Consider the following 19,299-nt stretch of genomic DNA (forward strand, 5'->3'; position numbering starts at 1 on the left):
GCGGGGGAGAATGCCCCGGTGAGCACCCCCGAGCCCGGCGTCGACGACGCCCGCACCACCCGCGTCACCGACCCCGCCGACCCGCGCCTGCACGACTACACCGACCTCAAGGACGTGAAGCTCCGCTCCGTGCGCGAGCCCGCCGAGGGGCTGTACATGGCCGAGTCGTCGTCCGTGATCCGGCGGGCCCTCGAGGCGGGCCACCGTCCCCGGTCGTTCCTCATGGGCGAGAAGTGGCTCGACTCCCTGGCCGACGTGCTCGCCGCCCATCCCGACGTCCCCGTGTACGTCGGCCCGGACGACGTCGTGCAGCGGATCACCGGCTTCCACCTGCACCGCGGGGCGCTCGCGGCCATGCACCGGCCGGTGCTGCCCTCCGTGCACGACCTGCTCGCCGGGGCGCGCGCCGGCGCCGGCGCGCGCCGCGTCGCCGTGCTGGAGGACATCGTCGACCACACGAACGTCGGGGCGATCTTCCGCTCCGCGGCGGCGCTCGGGGTGGACGCGGTGCTCGTCTCGCCGCGCTGCGCCGACCCGCTCTACCGCCGGTCGGTCCGGGTCTCGATGGGCACGGTGTTCCAGGTGCCGTGGACGCGGCTGGAGTCGTGGCCGGGCGGCCTGCACGCGCTGCAGGACGACGGCTTCACCGTCGCGGCGCTGGCCCTCGCCGACGACTCCGTGTCCCTCGACGACCTGGTGGCCGACCCGCCCGAGCGGCTTGCGATGGTGCTCGGCACCGAGGGCGACGGGCTCTCGCGAGGGGCGGTCGCGGCGGCGGACGTCGTCGTGCGGATCCCGATGGCCGGGGGAGTGGACTCGCTCAACGTCGCGGCCGCGTCGGCCGTGGCGTTCTGGGCGACCCGGGCCTGATCCCGGCGCGGACGAGGGGGCCGGCGCGTCGCACCGACCCCCGTCGTCCGCCCCCTGCGGGCGACCCGATCAGCCCTTCAGCTCGGCCGTCAGGTCGTCGAGGAAGACGTCGAGCACGCCGTCGCCCAGCTTCACCGGGGCGGCGCCCCAGCGGTTGTCCGGGGGGTCGACGATCACCTGGGCGGCCGCCTCGGCCGAGGCGTCGGCCCGGGCGAGCAGCGCGTCGCGTCGCGCCGCGTCACCGCGCAGGTCGGCCCGGGCGGCGTCGAGCGTGGCGAGGAACGCGTCGCCCCACAGGTCGTTCGCCTCCAGCCAGGGCGCGGCGTCCGACACGAAGGCGGGGTCCACACCGGACCGCCGGAGCGTCTCGGGGAGGCCCGCGACCGTCCGGGCGTCGTCCCGCAGGCGGGCGATCGCCGCCGCCTGGTGGCCGGCCTCCCAGCGCTCCCAGAAGTCGCCGATCTCCGCCGCGAGGGCGGGCGCCTGCGGCTGCCACGGGTCGCCGAAGCTCGGCGCCAGGTGGTTGAGGTCCCCGAACGCCAGGAGCGCCTCCACCGCGTCGCGGTCGTCGTGGGCCAGGTAGCGCATCGCCTCGACCCAGCTCCGGTCGCGGTCGTACCCGCGGTCGTTCCACGCGAAGTCCGCGATGCCGAAGACGGCGACCTTGCTCGCCGCGGCCTGGTTCATCGGGTTGGAGACGATCCCGGCCAGGTGGTCCGACAGACCCGGCTCGCGCTTGTCGTACGGCGCGAGGAGGAGCCGTCCGCTGGTCTGCCCGTAGTCGTTGACCGGGTAGTTGTCCCACAGGAAGGTCGGGCCGCCGAAGACGGTGTCCGCCTCGATCGCCTGGTCCACCGAGATCGACTGCGGCACCACGTCGTTGCCCGTCCACATGACGACGACGTCCTCGTCCGTCTCCCGCAGCGCGGCCTTGTAGGGCGACTCCGTGGTGTTGTAGTACTCCGTCGGCACCATCTGCAGCGGCCGGGCGCCGTCGTGCGTCTCGATCCAGCCCTGCTGCACGCGGGTGAGGAAGTCCGCCTGGGCCTTCCCGGCGTTCCCCGGCGACGGGTCGCCGTAGGCCTCCTGGTCGGAGTCGCAGGCCCAGCGCGAGTAGTCGATGTCGTCGAGCGGGACGCTGAACGCCCGGACGCCGACGTCGTACAGCGCCTGGAACTTCCGCTCCAGCGCCGCCATGTCCTCGTCGCCGGAGTAGCAGACGCTGTTGCCGGGGGAGAGCGCGAACGTGAAGCGCACGTGGTTCGCCGTCGCGGCCTCGACCAGCTCGGCGAGCTCCGCGAGCTTGTCGGCCGGGTAGTCCTCGCGCCACTTCTCGCGGTGGTACGGGTCGTCCTTCGGGGCGTAGACGTAGGTGTTGGCCTTCACGTCGCCGTAGAAGGCGAGCTGGTCCAGCCGCTCGGCGTGCGTCCACGGCTCGCCGTAGAAGCCCTCGATGGTGCCGCGCAGCGGCATGGCGGGGAAGTCGCGGACCGTGGCGCCGACGAGCGTCGTGCCCCGGCGACCGTCGACCAGGAGCTGCTCGAGGGTCTGGACGGCGTAGAACTGGCCGGTCGCGTCCGCCCCGGCGAGCACGACGGTGCCGCGGCCCCGGTGCCCGTCGACCTGCACCGCGTACGCCTCGTCGTGGTCGGGCACCGTGACGCGGCCCAGGGCGGCCCGGACGTCGGTGCGCGACGCGTCACCGAGGAGGAGCCGGACCTCCCCGCGGGCCGGGCGGCGGTCGTCCGCGTCGCGGACGACGGCGCGCACCCCGTGCTCCCGCAGCGCGCCGGTGAGCGCGTCGCGTGCCGCGTCATCGGTGTCGGCGTCGACCACGACGTCCACGGACCGGGGGAGGCGGAGGTCGTCGTCGGAACGCCAGATCTCCTGCGGGGCGGGGCTGACGGTGGGAAGGTCGTCCCGGGTGGCGGGCGACGCGGACGCGGTCGTCGTCACGCCGGCGGCGAGGAGCATCGTGGCCGTGAGCGTGCCGGCGGCGAGTCGTCGTCTGACGGTGGTCATGGAAACCTCCATTGGTCTAGACCAGTTCGACCACCCTGACGAAGGTCGATGCTCCTGTCAACAGGAGGACGGGGTCGTCGCCGAGGGGTCCGCTGGTGACCCGCGCCACACTGAATTACGCAACGGGGGGATGACGAAACCCGGAGGTGAAGGTTAGCCTCACCTACGTGAGTCAGACCTTGGTGCCCTCGGCGCCCCCCGCGGTCGAGTCCCGTCCCGCCGTCGCGATGGCGGGGCGCGGCCTGCGGCTGTCGTACGACCGCCGCACCGTCGTCGACGGCGCGGAGATCGAGCTGCGGCCCGGCGCGGTGACCGCGCTGCTCGGGCCCAACGGCTCCGGCAAGTCGACGCTGCTGCGCTCGCTCGCGCGCCTGCACCGCCCGGACGCGGGCTCCGTCACGCTCGCCGACGGCGACGCCGCTGACGGGGAGGGCGCCACCGACGCGCTCGCCCTGCACCCCAAGGACTTCGCCCGCCGCGTCACGCTGCTGTCGCAGAGCCATCCGACGCCGAGCGGCGTGACCGTGCGCGACGTCGTCGCGTACGGCCGGCACCCGTACCGTGGGCGCTTCCGTTCCGCGGACGCGGACGGGCCGCGCGCGATCGCGCACGCCATGGACGTCACCGGCGTCGCCGAGATGGCGGAGCGGGGCGTCGACGAGCTCTCCGGCGGCGAGCTGCAGCGCGTGTGGCTCGCGACCTGCCTCGCGCAGGACACCGGCGTGCTGCTCCTTGACGAGCCCACGACCTACCTCGACCTGCGCTACCAGGTGGAGCTGCTCGACCTGGTGCGCGACCTCGCCACCGAGCACGGCGTCGCCGTCGGCGTGGTGCTGCACGACCTCAACCAGGCCGCCGCCGTCGCGGACCACGTCGTCGTGCTGCACCGCGGCGAGGTGCGGGCGTCCGGCCCCGCCGCCCGGGTGCTCACCAGCGAGCTGCTCACCGAGGTGTACGGCATCCGCGTCGAGGTCACCACGCACCCGGACACCGGCCGCACCCGCTGCGAGGCCGTCGGCCGGCACGACGCGCGCGGCGTCTGACCTCGCGCGACCGGACCACCGGACCACCACCACTCGCCGGCGCCCCCGCCCGGCACCGTCGCGCCCGCTCCCGCGGCGCACCGACTCGAAGGACACCGAGACACCCATGCGCATCCCCACCCGCCCCCTGCTCGTCGGCGCCACCGCCGCCGTGGCCGCGCTCGCCCTCGCCGCGTGCGGCACCACGGAGGACCCCGCCGAGGCGGCGGCGCCCGAGTCGTCGGCCGCGAGCGGCCCCGTCACCTACACGGACGAGCGTGGCGAGCACACGCTCGACGCCCCCGCCACCGAGGTCGTCTCTCTCGAGTGGGGCCTCACGGAGAACCTCGTGGCGCTCGGGGTCGAGCCGGCGGGCCAGGCGGACGTCGAGGGGTACAACACTTGGGACACGGTCGCGCCGATCGACGAGGGCACGCCCGACGTCGGCACGCGCGGGGAGCCGAGCCTGGACGCCATCTCGGCGCTCGAGCCGGACCTCGTGGTCACGACCACCGACATCCCCGAGAACGTCATCGCGCAGATCGAGGAGGTCGCGCCCGTCCTGACGTTGCGCGGCTCCGACGGCGAGGACCCGCTCGGCTACATGAAGGAGACGGTGACCACCCTCGGGGAGGTCACCGGCAAGCAGGACGAGGCGACCCAGGCGCTGGCGGACTTCGACGCCAAGGTCGCCGAGGGCAGGACCGCGCTCGAGGAGGCGGACCTCGGCGGCGCCGAGTTCGCGATGGCCGACGGCTGGATCGCCAACGGCACCGTCTCCGTGCGCATGTACACGCCGGGGTCCTTCTTCGGCGCGCTCGGCGAGGCCGTCGGCCTCGAGAACGCCTGGACCGAGGGCGGCGACCCCGACTACGGCCTCGCGCAGACCGACGTCGAGGGCCTGACGAAGCTCGGCGACGTGCAGTTCGTCTACGCGGCGAACGACGCCGAGGCCGACCCGTTCGCCGACGGGCTGAAGGGCAACAAGGTGTGGGAGCAGCTGCCGTTCGTGACGGCCGGCGACGTGCACCGCATCCCCGACGGCATCTGGATGTTCGGCGGCCCGCTGTCGGGCGCCGCGTACATCGACGCGCTCGTCGACTCGCTCGCCTGATCGCCCGCAGCACGTGTCCGTGACCGACTCGCCGCCGTCCGCCGCCCCCGCCACCGCGCCGGGGCGGCGGGCGGCACCCGTCCGTGTCGTGGCGGCGTTCGTCCTCGCCGTCGTCGCGGTGCTCGTCCTGGCCGCGGTGCACCTCACGCAGGGCACGGCGGACGTCGGGGTGCCCGACGTGCTGCGCGCCCTCGTCGGGTCCGACGCCGACGGCACGGTAGCCGTGCTCGTCTCGTCCCGGCTGCCACGCCTCCTGGCGGGGCTGCTCGTCGGCGTCGCGCTCGGCGTGGCCGGTGCGGTGCTGCAGTCCGTGGCGCGCAACCCGCTCGCGTCGCCCGACACGCTGGCGGTCAACGCGGGCGCGTACGTCACGGTCGTCGCGGCGGCCGCCCTCGGCCTGTCCGTGCCGTTCTACCTGCAGGGCGGGCTCGCGTTCGTCGGCGGCCTGGCCGCCGCGGCGCTCGTGCTCGCCCTCGCGCGCGGCGGGGCCGACGGGCCCACCCGCCTGGTGCTGGCGGGCTCGGCCATCATGCTCGCGCTGCACTCCCTGACGATGGTGCTGCTCGTGCTCTTCGAGCAGGAGACCACCGGCCTGTTCGCGTGGGGCAGCGGCAGCATCGTGCAGTCCGGCACGCGCACGGTGAGCATGGCGGCCCCCGTCGTCCTGGTCGGCGTCGCCGCCGCCTTGCTGCTGGCCCGCCGGCTCGACCTCCTGGGCCTGGGGGACGACGCCGCACGCGTGCTCGGCATCGACGTGCGCCGCACGCGCGTGCTCGCCGTCCTGGCCGCCGTGCTGCTCGCCGCGATCGCGGTCACCGTGGCCGGACCCATCGGCTTCGTGGGCCTCGCGGCTCCCGTCATCGCCCGGCTCGTGGGGCGCAAGGTGCCCGGCCTCGGCCGGCACGTGCTGCTCCTGCCGTTCGCCGCCCTCGTGGGCGTCGTCGTGGTGCTCGGCGCGGACGTGCTGCTGCGCGCGATCCTGCCCGGTCAGGCGTCGGTCGTGGTGCCGACCGGCGTCGTGACCAGCGTGCTCGGTGCCGGCATCCTCGTGTGGATGGCGCGGCGCCTGCGCGACTCGGGTGCCGGGGCGCGCGGCGCCCGGGGTGCCCTCGGCCGGCCCCGTTCGCGCGCGCGGGTGGTCGCGGTCCTGGTGCTGCTCGGCATCGCCCTCGTGGTGGCCGTGGTCGCCGGCCTGCTCCTCGGCGACCGGGTCGTGCTGCTGGGCGACGTGTCGAACTGGGTGCAGGGGGTGGCCGGGCGGCAGGTGAGCTTCGTGCTCGACCAGCGCGTGCCGCGCGTGCTCGCCGCCGTGCTGGCGGGAGCGGCGCTGGCGCTCGCGGGCACGATCGTGCAGGCCGTGTGCCGCAACCCGCTCGCCGAGCCGAGCCTGCTCGGCGTGACGTCGGGCGCGGGCCTCGGCGCCGTGCTGATGATCCTGCTCGTGCCCGGGGTCGGCATCTGGCAGATGTCCGCGGCGGCGGGCGCGTGCGCGCTCGGCGTGTTCGCCCTCGTGTACCTGCTGTCGTCGCGCGGCGGGCTGGGCTCCGAGCGTCTGGTGCTCGTCGGTATCGGCGCGCAGGCGGGCACGACGGCGCTCATCACTCTCGTCGTCCTCGTCATCGCGCCGTGGGACGTCAACCTCGCGCTCACGTGGCTGTCGGGCTCGACGTACGGGCGCAGCCTGGAACAGCTCCTTCCCGTCGCCCTCGCGCTGCTCGTCATGGTGCCGCTCGCCGCGACCTACCGCCGCGAGCTCGACGTGCTGTCGCTCGACGAGGACACCCCGCGCGTCCTCGGCCTCCCCGTGGACCGCTCGCGGCTGGTGCTGCTCGGGGCCGCCGCGCTGACCACGGCAGCCGCCGTGTGCGCCGTGGGCGTCATCGGCTTCGTCGGGCTCGTCGCCCCGCACGCGGCCCGCGCGCTGGTCGGCGCCCGGCACGCGCGGGTGCTGCCGGTGGCGATCCTCGTCGGGGCCGTGCTGGTGTCCACGGCGGACACGCTCGGCCGCGTCGTCATCGCGCCGGGGCAGATCCCCGCGGGTCTCGGGACGGCGCTGCTGGGGGCGCCGTACTTCGTCTACCTGCTCTGGCGCTCGCGGGGACGCGCGACGGCCTGACGGTCCCTCGAGCGGACCCACGCTTTCGAGCGGACCCACGCTTTCGAGCGGGGCCGCGGCGAGGGACGATGGCGGGGTGGACGAGCACGGCGCCGCTCCGGTGGTGATCGGTTACGACGCGTCGGACCCTGCCGACGTCGCCCTCGCCTGGGCGGCGCGGGAGGCGCGCACGCGCGGCGCCGTCCTGCGCGTCGTCTACGTGCGCGACGCCCACGACACGGGGGTGGCCGCGCGCCCGCACGGCGACGACCTGGGGGAGCGGGGGGACGGCGGGGCGTGGCCCGTCGTCGAGGAGGCGGCCGCCCGGGCCCGCGACATCGCCCCCGGCGCGACCGTCGAGACCTTCGTGGAGTACGCCTCCCCGTCCGCGGCGCTCGTGGGCATGTCGGCCGACGCCGGGGCTCTCGTGCTGGGCGCCACCCGGCACGGCGGCCTGTACGAGGCGATCCGGGGCACCGTCGTGCTGCAGGTGACGGCGCACGCCCACTGCCCCGTGGTGGTCGTGCCCGCCGAGGGCCCGCGGGCCGACCTGCCGCCGGACGCCCCCGTCGTCGTCGGCTACGACGGCTCCGAGCAGTCCGGCGTGGCCCTCGACGCCGCCGTCGACACCGCGTGGCGGCTGGGGCGCGCGCTCCGCGTCGTCGTGGTGTGGCGGCCCGGGGTGGCGGAGTGGGTGACGTCGCGCGGCCCCACCGAGCACGAGGCCCACGACATCACCGAGGCCGACGCCGGGCCGGTGCTGCAGCGCGGCCTGGCCCGGGTCGAGGAGCGGCTGCGGGAGCGCGGCGCGTCCGAGGGTGCGCTCGAGGTGCTCGGCGAGACGCGCGAGGGGCAGGTGGTGCGCGTGCTGCACCGCGAGGCGGAGGGTGCCGAGCGGCTGCTGCTGGGCACCCGGGGGCGCGGCGGCTTCGCGTCGCTGCTGCTCGGTTCCGCGACACACACCCTGGTGCGGACGTCCGCCTGCCCGGTCGTCGTCGTGCGTGCGTCCGGCGCGGTGGAGGCGGCGACGTAGCGTCGGACGCGGCCGTGTGACGACGGTCACCCGGGGTTGCGGACCCCGGGCGAGGTGAGGTTAGGCTTACCACCGTGACCGAGACCGTCGAGGCGACCGAGCGCGCCGACCAGACCGCCGTGCAGGACGTCGTCCCCGAGCAGCCGTACCGCATGTTCGACGTCACCGTCTCGCGCGTCACCCGGCTCTGCCCGTCGTTCATCCGCATCACGTTCACCGGCGAGGACCTCGACGGGTTCGCCGACAACGGCAAGGACCAGCGGATCAAGTTCCTGCTCCCCGCGCCCTGCGGCGGCTGGGAGTACCTCGACCGGCAGAACCCGGACTGGTTCACGTCGTGGCGCGCGCTGCCCGAGGAGCGTCGCAACCCGCTGCGCACCTACACCGTGCGCGCGGTCCGGCAGGGCCTGCGCGAGGTCGACGTCGACATCGTGCTGCACGGCGACACCGGGCCCGCGTCCCGCTGGGCCAACGGCGCGAAGCCGGGCGCCCCGCTCGTCATCATGGGCCCCAACGCCGCGTACACGGACGGGCCGCACGGCGGGCTCGAGTTCAACCCGCCCGCCCGCAGCCACGCCCTGCTCCTCGCCGGCGACGAGACCGCCGTCCCGGCGATCGCCGCGATCTGCGAGTCCCTGCCGGCGGACGCCGTCGGCGAGGTCTTCCTCGAGGTGCCGCACCGCGAGGACCGCTGGACCCTGGCCGCGCCCGCCGGCGTGCGGATCTCGTGGCTGCCGCGCGAGGACCGGGAGCACGGCGACGTGCTCGTGCCCGCCGTGAAGGAGGCCGCGGACCGGCTGCTCGCCATGGGCGTGCGCCCGTCGGCGGACGCGCCGGCCGCTCCCGAGCTGCTGGCCGCGGAGGTCGATGGCCCGGCACTGACCGCCGCGGGCGTCGACCTGGACGGCGAGCTGCCCGACGTCGACATCGACGCGGACATCCTCTGGGAGGTGCCCGTCGACGCGACCGGCCAGCCGCTCGCGCAGGACACGGTGCTCTACGCGTGGCTCGCCGGCGAGGCCGGATCGATCAAGACGCTGCGCCGCTACCTCGTCTCCGAGAAGGGCGTCGACCGCAAGGCCGTCGCCTTCATGGGCTACTGGCGCCGCGGCCGCGCGGAGTGCTGATCCGGCACCTGCCGGCCGCGTTTCGGCGGGATGTCCGATAAGCGCGAAATTCTCAGTCCGCGAGACGTACTGTCTTGTCTCGCGAGGCGGACGATGTGCTGGGTCAATCGCGGTGGCGTGGTATCTAGAGGGTGCGATCCGGCTGGCATGCTCTGGCCGAGCCTGACGACCTCACCGAACTCCTCACGGTGGCGAGACGACGCCGCCGTCGAGCACGCCGTGCTCTGACCCGCACCGAGAGGCCCTCACGACATGACGACGACGACGCCTGTGCCGGAGAACACCCGGGCGCGCAGCCAAGGGAGCGCGGACCCGTCCGGCGCACCGGCGGGTCAGATCGCGCCTCCGCCGAAGATGCGTCGGCGCCCCGCGCTCATCGCGCTCTCCGTCGTGCTCGTGTGCGTGGGCGCCCTCGTGAGCGCGTTCGCCTTCCAGTCCATGTCGAACAGCCAGGAGGTGCTCACCGTCCGCGAGACGATCCACCGCGGGCAGGTCATCGACGCCGACGACCTCGTCACCGTGCGGATCGGGATGGACCCCGCGCTGCAGGCGGTGCCGGCGAGCAGCTCCGAGGCCGTCGTGGGCAAGTACGCGGCGCTCGACATCGTCGCCGGGGGCGTCGTCACCGCGGAGCAGGTGACCGACGCGGCCGTGCCGTCCGCGGGGAACTCGGTGGTGGGCGTGAGCGTCACGGCCGCCATGCTGCCCGCCGGCCAGGTGCGGTCGGGCGACGACGTACGGATCGTGTCCACCACCGCGGGCGGCGGCGACGCCGCGGAGCCCGCGGCCGTCGAGGGCGTCGTCGTCGGCGTCACGACCGACACCGTCACCGGCAACACGCTGGTCAACGTGCAGGTCTCCGCGGACGACGCGCCGCAGGTCGCGTCGGCGTCCGCCGAGGGCAGCGCCGCGATCGTCGTCGACAGCCAGGAGTGACGGGCCCATGGCACTGATCGTCCTGACGTCCGCCAACGGGTCGCCCGGGGTGACCACCAGCGCGCTGGCGCTGGCGCTGTCCTGGCCCCGCCCCGTCGTCCTCGTGGACGCCGACCCCACCGGCGCGCGCGCCGTGCCCGCCGGCTACTTCGGCGGCGCCCAGATGCCCACCGACGCGACCGTCGTGGACCTGGCGGTCTCGCATCGGCAGGGCACCCTCGCCGAGGACCTGCCGCGGGCGCTGATGAGCTTCCCCGACAGCCAGGTGCAGTACCTCGCCGGGGCCATGAACCACCTCCAGTCGCGCGCGCTCGACGAGCTCTGGGAGCCGCTGTCGGCGGTCTTCAGGTCGCTGGAGAGCAACGGCCAGGACGTGATCGTCGACGCCGGCCGCCTCGGCCTCGTCGGCTCCCCGGCCAAGCTGCTCACGCATGCGGACCTGGCCCTGCTCACGACGCACAGCTCGTTGCCCGCCCTCGTCGCCGCGAGCTCGTGGGCGCACAGCCTGCGCGACGCGTTCACCGGCGTCGGCGCGATCGAGAGCCTGGGCGCGCTCGTCGTCGGGCCCGGCAGGCCGTACGGCAGCGGAGAGGTCGCCAAGGTGCTGCAGGTGCCGGTCGTCGCGGGCCTCGACTGGGACCCGGCCTCGGCCGAGGTGTACTCGCTGGGGGCCAAGCGCCCCAAGAAGTTCTCGACCTCCGGCCTCAACAAGTCCGTGCGCGCCGCCGTGCAGAGCATCGGCTCGCGCGTGACCCGGTCGCGCCAGCAGCTCGACCTCGGCGCGGAGAGGAGCGCCCTGTGAGCACGCCGCCGCCGGACCCCAGCTCGCTGCCGATCTTCACCGCGTACCCGACGTCGGACGACCCGGAGCAGACCGTGGTGCGCCGCCCCGCGCACGCGCTGGCCGGGCCGATCGACGAGTCGACCACCCCTCGCGGGCCCGCCGCCGCCCCCGTCGTGCCGCACCCGCCGACCGTGCCCGTCGCCCCGCCCGTCGCCCCGCCCGCACCGGTCCCGTCCTCGTGGCCGGCCGGCGGGCACCCCGCCCCCGTCGCACCCCAGCGTGCGATGCCGGCGAACGGCACCGTGCCGCCCCAGATGCCGCCCCAGATGCCGCCCCAGACGCCGACCCAGGGGACGGCCCACGACGCGACCCGTGCGACCGGGCGGGCGGACTTCCTCGCCCAGCCCAGGGGCGTCGACTGGAAGCAGGTCGCGGAGTTCCGCGGGCTGGCCTCGACGCGGCTGGCCGAGCGGCTCGGCGAGGACCGCGGCAAGGACCTCGAGGCCGAGCGGGAGCTCGGGCGCGCGATCATCCAGGAGATCCTGGACGACGCCGCCGCGGACCTCCTGCACGACGGGCGGGCGGCGTGGAGCATCGAGCACCAGCGCGTGCTCGCCAAGGCGATCCACGACTCGCTGTTCGGGCTCGGGCGGCTGCAGCCGCTGGTCGACGCGGACGACGTCGAGAACATCATCATCAGCCCGCACGACAACGCCTGGGTCGAGAAGACCACCGGCGAGCTCGTGAAGGTCGAGCCCGTCGCGGACTCCGACCAGGAGCTGCGCGAGAACCTCGCGTTCATCGCGACCCGCTCCGACTCCAACGCGCGCAGCTTCTCCCCGGCCAGCCCGCACCTGCACATGCGGCTCGACGACGGCTCCCGTCTGGCGGCCGCGTCGTGGGTCACGGCGAACACGTCGGTCGTGATCCGCCGGCACCGGATGCGCAAGGTCGGGCTCGACCGGCTGGTGGAGCTCGGGATGATGTCGGCCGTGCAGGCGTCGTTCCTGCGTGCCGCCGTCCGGGCGAAGAAGTCGATCGTCGTCGCGGGGCCGCAGGGCGCCGGCAAGACGACGATCGTGCGCGCGCTGTGCGCGGAGATCCCGCGGTACGAGCAGATCGGCACCTTCGAGACCGAGTTCGAGCTCCACCTGCACGAGCTGCCCGAGGTGCACGACGTGGTCCACGCCTGGGAGGCACGCCCCGGCTCCGGCGAGATCGGCGCCGACGGGCGCCAGGCGGGCGAGTTCACGCTCGACGAGGCCATCTACAACTCGTTCCGGTTCAACCTGTCGCGGCAGATCGTCGGTGAGGTCCGCGGCAAGGAGGTCTGGGCGATGATCAAGGCGATGGAGTCGGGCGCCGGCTCCATCTCCACGACCCACGCCGCGAACGGCTCGGGCGCGATCCGCAAGCTCGTCACCTGTGCCATGGAGGCCGGCCCGCACGTCACACGCGAGCTGGCGACGTCGAAGCTCGCCGAGACCGTCGACCTCGTCGTCCAGGTCGGGCTGCAGACCCGCCCCCTCGACGCGACGGGGACCCGCTGGCAGCGCGACCGGTGGGTGTCGGAGATCGTGCACATCGCCCCGGGCGAGGAGGCGGTCGGGTACGCGACGACGCACGTCTTCACGCCGAACCCGCAGGGCGGGCCCGCCGTCCCGGGCACGATGCCGGAGGAGCTGCGCGACCTCGAGCGATTCGGCTTCGACCTCACGTCCTACCTGGTCGAGGGCGCCCAGCAGGGTGGCCTGCGATGACGGCCCTGCTGCCCGCCCTCGGCGGCGCGCTCCTCGTCGCCGGTGTGATCGGCGTCGTGGTGGGCGTGCGTCGCGTGCCGGTCGACGACGCCGCGCCGCGCCGTCAACGCCTGGCCGGCAGGCTCGCCGCGGTGGACCGGCAGACGAAGATCCTCGCGGCCGCGGGCCTGGTCGGCGGCATCGTGGTCTACGCGATCACGGGGTGGATCGTGGCCGTCGTGCTCGGCCCGGTCGCCGGCATCGGGCTGCCGGTGCTGCTCAGCGCCGGCAGCTCGGGCCAGACCATCCGCCGGCTCGAGGCGCTCGAGGAGTGGACCCGCAGCCTGGCGGGCGTGCTCACCGTGGGCGTCGGCCTCGAGGAGGCCATCCGCATGTCGCTGCGGTCGGCGCCCGAGGAGATCCGGCCCGAGGTGACCAACCTCGTGGCCCGCCTGCGCGCCCGCTGGGGCACCGTCGCGGCGGTGCGGGCGTTCGGCGACGAGCTCGACGACGCGACGGGCGACGTCGTGGCGGCCACCCTCATCCTCGGCGCGGGCCGCCGCGGCGCCGGTCTGGCGTCCGTGCTGGAGTCGTTGGCGCAGTCGGTGGCCGACGACGTGCGCGCGCGCCGCGAGATCGAGGCGGAGCGTGCCAAGCCCCGCGCCACCGCGCGCTGGGTCACCATCATCACCGCAGGCGTGCTCCTCGTGCTGGCCTTCACGGGCGACTACATCGCCCCGTACTCCTCGCCGCTGGGGCAGGTCCTCATCACGGCCTACCTCGCCGCGTACGTCGGCCTGCTCGTCATGATGCGGCGGATGTCCAAGGGCGAGGCGCTGCCGCGGTTCATGGGCGAGCGCGCCCGTGAGGGGGCGCGGTCATGACCACCGGGCTGCAGATCGCGCTGCTGGGCGGCGCGCTGGTGGGCCTCGGCATCGGGCTGCTCGTGTGGCGCCTGGCCCCGAGCCGCCCGGACGTCACGGACGTCGTGCGCCGCTACTCGCAGGAGGCGGCGAAGGAACGCGCCACCCTGCAGACGGACCTCGTGGCGGGCGACCGCTACGAGCGCGTCGGCGTGTGGGCGATCAAGCGGTTCCCCGCCGCGGCCTGGGGCAGGACGCCGACCAAGGAGCTCGCGCTCCTGCGCATCCCGGTGCACCGCTACTACGGCAAGAAGGTGCTGTACGGCGTCGTCGGCCTCGTCATCCCGCCCGTGCTGACACTCATGCTGGCCGTCGCGGGCGGGCCCGCCCTGCCGTTCACGATCCCGGCCGTCGCGTCGCTCGGGCTCGGCGTCGTGCTGTTCGTGTCGCCGGACATCGACGTGCGGACCGAGGCGAAGCACGCCCGCACGGACTTCGCGCGCGCCCTGAGCGCCTACATCGACCTGGTCGCGCTCGAGCGGCTCTCCGGCGCCGGCTCCCGGCAGTCGATGGAGAGCGCCGCCGAGATCGGCGACTCGTGGGTGTTCCGCCGCATCGGCGAGGAGCTCCAGCGCTCCCGCTGGAACGGCGTCGCCCCGTGGGACGCCCTGCAGAACCTGGCGGACGAGCTCGGCCTGCCCGAGCTGGACGACCTGGCCGACGTGATGCGGATGAGCGGCGAGGGCTCGCAGGTGTACGACAACCTGCGTGCCCGGTCCGCCGCCATGCGGGCGGCCATGCTCAACGCGGAGCGCGGCAAGGCGAACGCCGTGAGCGAGCGGATCAACATGCCCATGTCGCTGCTGGGCGTGGTATTCATGGTGATCCTCGTGACCCCGGCGCTCCTCAACGTGATGGGAGGCATCTGACGCCCTCTCGTCGACGTGCTCTCGACCACCTCCCTCCCCGGATAGGAACACCCATGCTCCAGCTCATCGCCACCCTGCACACCTTCGGCGTCAACGTCGCCGACCGCGCCCGCACCAAGCTCGCCACCGAGCCCGAGACCGGCTCGGAGACCATCGAGAAGGTCCTGTGGGCCGTGGCCGTCATCGGGATCGTCGCCATCGTCGTCGGCGTCATCACCAACTACGTCACCAGCGAGTCGGCCAAGATCAAGTGACCCGTCGGCCCAGGCACGTGCAGGGACCCCGCGGGCCTCGTGCCCGCGGGGCGCGCGAGCGTGGGTCCTCGACCATCGAGATGGTCTTCCTCCTGCCCGCCCTGTTCACCCTGATGTTCGCGGGGATCCAGGCGGGGCTGTGGTACCAGGCCCGCACGGTCGCGTACGCGGCCGCGCAGGAGGGCGTGCGCGCGGCGGCGGCGGAGAACGGCACCGCGGGCGCGGGCGAGGCGGCGGCGTCGGACTACCTGGCGGACGTCGGCGGCGGACTGACGGGCAGGGGGATCACCGTCCGGCCGGAGCCCACCGAGGTGACGGTCACCGTGCGCGTGAGCGCCCAGTCGATCGTCCCCCTGTGGAACCCGGAGATCTCGCAGTCCGCGAGCCTGCCCGTCGAGAGGCTCACCGGATGACCCGGCTGGCGCGCGCCCTGCGCCGTCGGATGCAGGACGGCGAGCGCGGGTCCGCGGCCATCGAGGCCGCGGTCGGCGTCCCCGCCTTCCTGCTGATCATGGGCCTGGTGTTCGCGGGCGGCCGCGTGGCGCTCGCCGGCCAGTCCGTCGAGGCGGCCGCCACCGAGGCCGCCCGGTCCGCGTCGATCGCGCGGACCCAGGCGGAGGCGGAGGCCGGCGCCGTCGCGGCCGCGCGGCGCAGCCTCGACGAGAAGGGGCTGCACTGCGCCCCGCAGGTCGCGGTGAACACGAACGGCTTCGGGAACGCCGTCGGCGTCGCCTCGAGCGTCTCGGCGACCGTGACCTGCGACGTCGGCGTCGGCGACCTCGCCGTCCCCGGCCTCCCGGGGACGATCCGGATCGCCAAGACCATGGACAGCCCGATCGACACCTACCGGGAGCGCTGAAGCATGCCCGCCAGGACCGTCCCCCGGCGCCTCCGCGCGCGACGCACGAGCCGCACCGCCGAGCGTGGCTCGGTCTCCATCTGGCTCGCGCTCGGCGCGTTCGTCATGATCGTCGTCGTCGGGATGGCCGTCGACCTCTCGGGCCAGGTGCTCGCCCAGCAGCACGCGCGCGACGTCGCGCAGCAGGCGGCGCGGGCGGGCGGGCAGGCGGTCGTGGCGTCGGACGCGCTGCGCGGCACGGGGGTCTCGATCGACCCTGCCGCGGCGGGGGCGGCCGCGCGCTCGTACGCCAGCACGACCGGGGTCGTGGTCACCAACGTCGCCGTAGCCGGTGACCTGGTGGTCGTGAACACCACCGACTCCTACCAGCCCAAGTTCCTGGGCATCATCGGGATCCGCGCGATGCCGGTGTCCGGCGAGGGCGAGGCGCGCGTGGTCCGGGCCTTCGAGGGGGTGGAGCAGTGATGCGCCGCCTCAAGGGGCTCCTGGCCCTGCTGCTCCTCGTCGGCGTCACCGTGGGGGTGCCGTACCTGCTCCTGGCGGTCGGGGCGAACCCCCTCGAAGACGGGCTGCTCTCGCCCGACACCCTCCTGTCGATGCTCACGTCGCCGGACGACGGCTCCCTGCTCATGCTGCTGCTCCAGGCGGCGGCGTGGGTGGCGTGGGTGTTCCTCGCGGTGAGCATCGTCGTCGAGCTCGTGGCGCAGCTCCGCGGGGTGCGCGCCCCGCGGCTCGTGGGCCTGCGGCTGCCGCAGAACGCGGCCCGCGGGCTCGTGGCGGCCGCGCTGCTGCTCTTCACCACGGTGCCCGTGGCGACGACGGCGACGGCCCTGGAGGGCGGCTCGGCCGGGGCGCCGCAGGACGTCGTCGCGGTCGTCTCCGTGCAGCAGGCCGTGCCCGGCCAGAGCGCCGGGGTGGGCGAGCTGGCCCTCGACGCCGCGCTGGCGTCGCAGTCCGCCGGGCAGGGGGCCGGGGCGGCCCCGATCTCGTCCGACCTCATCCGCGAGGCGCGGGCCCAGGTCGCCGCCGAGCAGGCACCGGTCGAGCAGGCCGCGCACCACGACGAGGCCGCGCGGACCGTCCAGCACACCGTCGAGCACGGCGACTCGCTGTGGTCCCTGGCCGAGCACTACCTGGGCGACGGTCAGCGGTTCCGCGAGATCGTCGCGCTCAACGCCGGCACGCTCGCCGACCGCCCCGACTTCCTCACGCCCGGCTGGGTGCTGACCGTCCCCGCGCCGCAGGCGCAGAACGGCGCACCGGAGGCGGCGCAGGACGGGAAGGCCGGCACGGTGGTCGTCGAGGCCGGCGACAACCTCTCGCAGATCGCGGCACAGGAGCTGGGTGACGCGGACCGGTACCCGGAGATCTTCGAGGCGTCGCGCGACGTCGCGCAGCCGGGGGGCGCGCGCCTGACCGACCCCGACCTGATCCTGCCGGGCTGGACCCTCCAGGTGCCGGGGGCCGGGGAGTCCGCCACGACGGCGTCGGCCGTCGAGGAGCGGGCCGTGGAGGCGGTCGAGCCGGCCGCCGCGCCCGCCGTCGACGCCGTCCACGAGGCCGCTCCCGAGGCCGCTCCCGACACGGCCCCGACGATTGCGGCGCAGGAGGCGGCCACCCCCGCGCCGGACGCGGACCTGGGCGTCCAGGCGCCGTGGCGCGTCGCGGGCGGGGCGGGCCTGGGCGCGCTGCTCGCCGCCGGCGTCGTCGCGCTGGTCGCGCGCCGTCGCCGGGAGCAGCAGCGGCGGCGGCTGCCCGGACAGCGCACGCCGCTGCCGTCGGGGGAGGCCGCGGCGTTCGAGCAGGACTCGCGCTCGCTCGCCGACCCGCTGTCGGTCGCGCGGGTCGACCTCGCCCTGCGGGCCCTGGCCCGCCAGTGCGCGGACGCCCGGCGCCCGCTGCCCGTGCTGCGGGCCGTCCGGCTCGGCGAGGCGGCGGTCGACCTCTACCTCGCCGCCCCCGCCGAGCTCGCCGCCCCGTGGTCGGCGGACCCGACGGGCACGGTGTGGTCCCTCGACCGCGCGGGCGTGCGTCGCCTCGAGGAGACGTACGGCGGTGGTCTCGCCGCCGTCCCCGCGCCCTACCCGGCGCTCGTGACCCTCGGCCACGACGAGGGCCCGTGCCACGTGCTGCTCAACCTCGAGACGGTGGGGACCCTCGCCGTGACGGGGGCCGCGCAGGACGCCGGCGAGGTCGTGGCGGCGCTCGTCGTCGAGCTGGCCACCTCCGCCTGGGCCGACGACCTGCAGGTCAACCTCGTCGGCGCGCCGGGCGACCGACTCGCGGACGCCCTCGTCGAGCTGGAGGGGACGCTGCGCACCGGTCGTGTCCGCCGGCACGACCACGTCGGCGCCCTGCGGCAGGAGCTGAGCCGGCGCGCGGAGGCGGACCGCCGGGCCCTGGCGCTGTCCGGCGTGACGAGCGTCGGCGCGGCCCGCGCCGCCGGGCTCGCCCCCGACACCTGGAGCCCGGAGGTCGTCGTGCTCGGCGCGTCGGTGCCCGAGCCCGAGCGTGCCCGCCTCGCGGCCCTCGTGGACGAGAGCCCCCGCGTCGCCCTCGCGAGCATCGTGCACGGCGCCGCGCCGGCGGCCCTCGGCGGCGAGCCCGGCTGGAGCCTCCAGGTCGGGCCGGGGGCGGCGCGGGCGCAGCTCGCGCCCGCCGGCATGGAGCTCCGGCCGCAGCGGCTCGCCGCGGGGCGGTTCGCGCAGCTGCGGGAGCTCGTCGCGGTGGCGAGCGCCGAGCCCGCCGGCGACCCGACGCACGTGCGGGAACCGTCGCTCGCCGAGGTGGAGGCGATCGTCCCGGTCGACGACGTCGTGGTGGACGGCGAGCTCGACGGCACCGACGGCGACCCGACGCACGTCGCGGCGCGCGAGCCGGCGGGGGCGTCTCCGCGGGTCCGCGTGCTCGGCGCCGTGTCCCTGGAGGGCGCGAACGGCCCCGTCGACCCGGCGGAGCGGTCGCGTCTGCAGGAGCTCGCGGCCTTCCTGGCCCTGCGCCCCGGAGCGACCGCCGCGGAGGCGGGTGCCGCGCTCTGGCCGGGCCTGGCCGAGGCGGCGCGCGCCGGCGCGCTGTCCACCGCCGTCGCGCGGCTGCGACGGTGGCTCGGGCCGGCGTCCGACGGCGGGGAACGGCTGCCCCGCGATGCGTCGGGCGGCCGCCTCACGCTGCACGACGTGGGCTCCGACGTCCGGGCGTGGGAGACCGTCGTGGGCGACGACGTGACCTCCGCGGCCACCGAGGACCTGGAGCGGGCGCTGGAGCTGGTGCGCGGCGCCCCGTTCGCGGGTGCTCGGCCCGGCCGGTACGCCTGGGCGGAGCCGGACCGCCAGCGGCTGTCGGCGCGCGTCGTAGACGTCGCCTGCGAGGCGGCCCGCCGGCGGGTGCTCGAAGGACGTTGGCGCGCCGCGGAGCAGGCGGTGGGCGTCGGGCTGCGTGCGGAGCCCACGCACGAGGCGCTGTGGCGTCTGCGGGTGCTCGCCGCCCACGAGAGCCGTGACGCGGCGTCCGAGACCGCCGCGGTGCAGGGCCTGCTGACCGCGACCGAGTCGCTCGGCGGCGACCTGACGCCGCGGACGGCGCAGCTCCTCGCAGCGCTCCGGCATCCCGGCTCCGAGTTCGACGGCCTCATGGCCGGCGCGCTCTGAGCGCC

At 75.3% G+C, this 19,299-nt stretch carries 17 protein-coding genes; 16 read left to right on the forward strand and 1 reads right to left on the reverse strand.

What is annotated here, in order from left to right:
• Positions 1-18: 18 nt before the first annotated feature.
• Entirely contained in the window at positions 19-870 is an 852-nt protein-coding gene (locus ACFQ8Y_RS17090; RefSeq protein WP_430551774.1) for a TrmH family RNA methyltransferase, read from the forward strand.
• A gap of 69 nt (positions 871-939) precedes the next feature.
• On the opposite strand, the gene ACFQ8Y_RS17095 is transcribed toward ACFQ8Y_RS17090, so the two are convergent.
• Positions 940-2,892, reverse strand: a complete 1,953-nt coding sequence (locus tag ACFQ8Y_RS17095) for a beta-N-acetylglucosaminidase domain-containing protein (RefSeq protein WP_430586231.1) — start codon at positions 2,890-2,892, stop codon at positions 940-942.
• A gap of 227 nt (positions 2,893-3,119) precedes the next feature.
• On the opposite strand from ACFQ8Y_RS17095, the gene ACFQ8Y_RS17100 reads away from it, so the two are divergent.
• From ACFQ8Y_RS17100 to ACFQ8Y_RS17170, 15 genes are all read left to right on the forward strand, one after another.
• On the forward strand, positions 3,120-3,935 hold the full coding sequence (locus ACFQ8Y_RS17100) for an ABC transporter ATP-binding protein (RefSeq protein ID WP_430551866.1): 816 nt from the start codon (positions 3,120-3,122) through the stop codon (positions 3,933-3,935).
• Positions 3,936-4,041: 106 nt separating this feature from the next.
• Positions 4,042-5,028, forward strand: coding sequence for an ABC transporter substrate-binding protein (locus ACFQ8Y_RS17105; protein ID WP_430551776.1), 987 nt, complete (start codon positions 4,042-4,044; stop codon positions 5,026-5,028).
• A 19-nt stretch (positions 5,029-5,047) separates the two neighbouring features.
• Positions 5,048-7,144: an iron ABC transporter permease gene (locus ACFQ8Y_RS17110; RefSeq protein ID WP_430586232.1), complete on the forward strand. Its 2,097-nt coding sequence runs from the start codon at positions 5,048-5,050 to the stop codon at positions 7,142-7,144.
• 76 nt (positions 7,145-7,220) lie between these two features.
• Complete coding sequence (locus ACFQ8Y_RS17115; protein WP_430586233.1) at positions 7,221-8,156, forward strand: universal stress protein; 936 nt, start codon at positions 7,221-7,223, stop codon at positions 8,154-8,156.
• Between the two features lie 74 nt (positions 8,157-8,230).
• Positions 8,231-9,283: a siderophore-interacting protein gene (locus ACFQ8Y_RS17120; protein WP_430586234.1), complete on the forward strand. Its 1,053-nt coding sequence runs from the start codon at positions 8,231-8,233 to the stop codon at positions 9,281-9,283.
• 252 nt (positions 9,284-9,535) lie between these two features.
• Positions 9,536-10,219, forward strand: a complete 684-nt coding sequence (locus ACFQ8Y_RS17125) for an SAF domain-containing protein (RefSeq protein WP_430586235.1) — start codon at positions 9,536-9,538, stop codon at positions 10,217-10,219.
• Between the two features lie 7 nt (positions 10,220-10,226).
• Positions 10,227-11,021 carry a hypothetical protein gene (locus ACFQ8Y_RS17130; RefSeq protein ID WP_430551781.1) on the forward strand — a complete coding sequence of 265 codons (795 nt, stop codon included), beginning with the start codon at positions 10,227-10,229 and terminating at the stop codon, positions 11,019-11,021.
• Entirely contained in the window at positions 11,018-12,763 is a 1,746-nt protein-coding gene (locus tag ACFQ8Y_RS17135; protein WP_430586236.1) for a CpaF family protein, read from the forward strand. Before ACFQ8Y_RS17130 ends, ACFQ8Y_RS17135 begins: the two co-directional genes overlap by 4 nt.
• The gene (locus tag ACFQ8Y_RS17140) at positions 12,760-13,626 is read left to right on the forward strand and encodes a type II secretion system F family protein (RefSeq protein WP_430551783.1); all 867 of its coding nucleotides are present in this window, start codon (positions 12,760-12,762) and stop codon (positions 13,624-13,626) included. The genes ACFQ8Y_RS17135 and ACFQ8Y_RS17140 overlap by 4 nt, the downstream gene beginning before the upstream one ends.
• Positions 13,623-14,534: a hypothetical protein gene (locus ACFQ8Y_RS17145; RefSeq protein ID WP_430551784.1), complete on the forward strand. Its 912-nt coding sequence runs from the start codon at positions 13,623-13,625 to the stop codon at positions 14,532-14,534. Before ACFQ8Y_RS17140 ends, ACFQ8Y_RS17145 begins: the two co-directional genes overlap by 4 nt.
• A 53-nt stretch (positions 14,535-14,587) precedes the next feature.
• A complete protein-coding gene (locus tag ACFQ8Y_RS17150; RefSeq protein ID WP_430551785.1) occupies positions 14,588-14,788 on the forward strand; it encodes a hypothetical protein in 201 nt (66 codons plus the stop codon).
• A gap of 17 nt (positions 14,789-14,805) precedes the next feature.
• Positions 14,806-15,201 carry a TadE/TadG family type IV pilus assembly protein gene (locus ACFQ8Y_RS17155; RefSeq protein WP_430551786.1) on the forward strand — a complete coding sequence of 132 codons (396 nt, stop codon included), beginning with the start codon at positions 14,806-14,808 and terminating at the stop codon, positions 15,199-15,201.
• Complete coding sequence (locus ACFQ8Y_RS17160; protein WP_430551787.1) at positions 15,198-15,647, forward strand: TadE/TadG family type IV pilus assembly protein; 450 nt, start codon at positions 15,198-15,200, stop codon at positions 15,645-15,647. The genes ACFQ8Y_RS17155 and ACFQ8Y_RS17160 overlap by 4 nt, the downstream gene beginning before the upstream one ends.
• Before the next feature lie 3 nt (positions 15,648-15,650).
• Positions 15,651-16,112, forward strand: a complete 462-nt coding sequence (locus tag ACFQ8Y_RS17165; RefSeq protein WP_430551788.1) for a TadE/TadG family type IV pilus assembly protein — start codon at positions 15,651-15,653, stop codon at positions 16,110-16,112.
• A complete protein-coding gene (locus ACFQ8Y_RS17170) occupies positions 16,112-19,294 on the forward strand; it encodes a LysM peptidoglycan-binding domain-containing protein (protein ID WP_430586237.1) in 3,183 nt (1,060 codons plus the stop codon). The genes ACFQ8Y_RS17165 and ACFQ8Y_RS17170 overlap by 1 nt, the downstream gene beginning before the upstream one ends.
• The last annotated feature ends 5 nt before the right edge of the window (positions 19,295-19,299 follow it).

Source organism: Isoptericola sp. NPDC056605 (genome assembly GCF_042792795.1).
Taxonomy (GTDB): domain Bacteria; phylum Actinomycetota; class Actinomycetes; order Actinomycetales; family Cellulomonadaceae; genus Isoptericola.

Coding starts and splice junctions, on each gene's coding strand:
- ACFQ8Y_RS17095 (WP_430586231.1), bottom strand. CDS start 2,892: ATGACCACCGTCAGACGACGACTCGCCGCCGGCACGCTCACGGCCACG.
- ACFQ8Y_RS17100 (WP_430551866.1), top strand. CDS start 3,120: ATGGCGGGGCGCGGCCTGCGGCTGTCGTACGACCGCCGCACCGTCGTC.
- ACFQ8Y_RS17105 (WP_430551776.1), top strand. CDS start 4,042: ATGCGCATCCCCACCCGCCCCCTGCTCGTCGGCGCCACCGCCGCCGTG.
- ACFQ8Y_RS17125 (WP_430586235.1), top strand. CDS start 9,536: ATGACGACGACGACGCCTGTGCCGGAGAACACCCGGGCGCGCAGCCAA.
- ACFQ8Y_RS17130 (WP_430551781.1), top strand. CDS start 10,227: ATGGCACTGATCGTCCTGACGTCCGCCAACGGGTCGCCCGGGGTGACC.
- ACFQ8Y_RS17140 (WP_430551783.1), top strand. CDS start 12,760: ATGACGGCCCTGCTGCCCGCCCTCGGCGGCGCGCTCCTCGTCGCCGGT.
- ACFQ8Y_RS17145 (WP_430551784.1), top strand. CDS start 13,623: ATGACCACCGGGCTGCAGATCGCGCTGCTGGGCGGCGCGCTGGTGGGC.
- ACFQ8Y_RS17150 (WP_430551785.1), top strand. CDS start 14,588: ATGCTCCAGCTCATCGCCACCCTGCACACCTTCGGCGTCAACGTCGCC.
- ACFQ8Y_RS17160 (WP_430551787.1), top strand. CDS start 15,198: ATGACCCGGCTGGCGCGCGCCCTGCGCCGTCGGATGCAGGACGGCGAG.
- ACFQ8Y_RS17165 (WP_430551788.1), top strand. CDS start 15,651: ATGCCCGCCAGGACCGTCCCCCGGCGCCTCCGCGCGCGACGCACGAGC.
- ACFQ8Y_RS17170 (WP_430586237.1), top strand. CDS start 16,112: ATGCGCCGCCTCAAGGGGCTCCTGGCCCTGCTGCTCCTCGTCGGCGTC.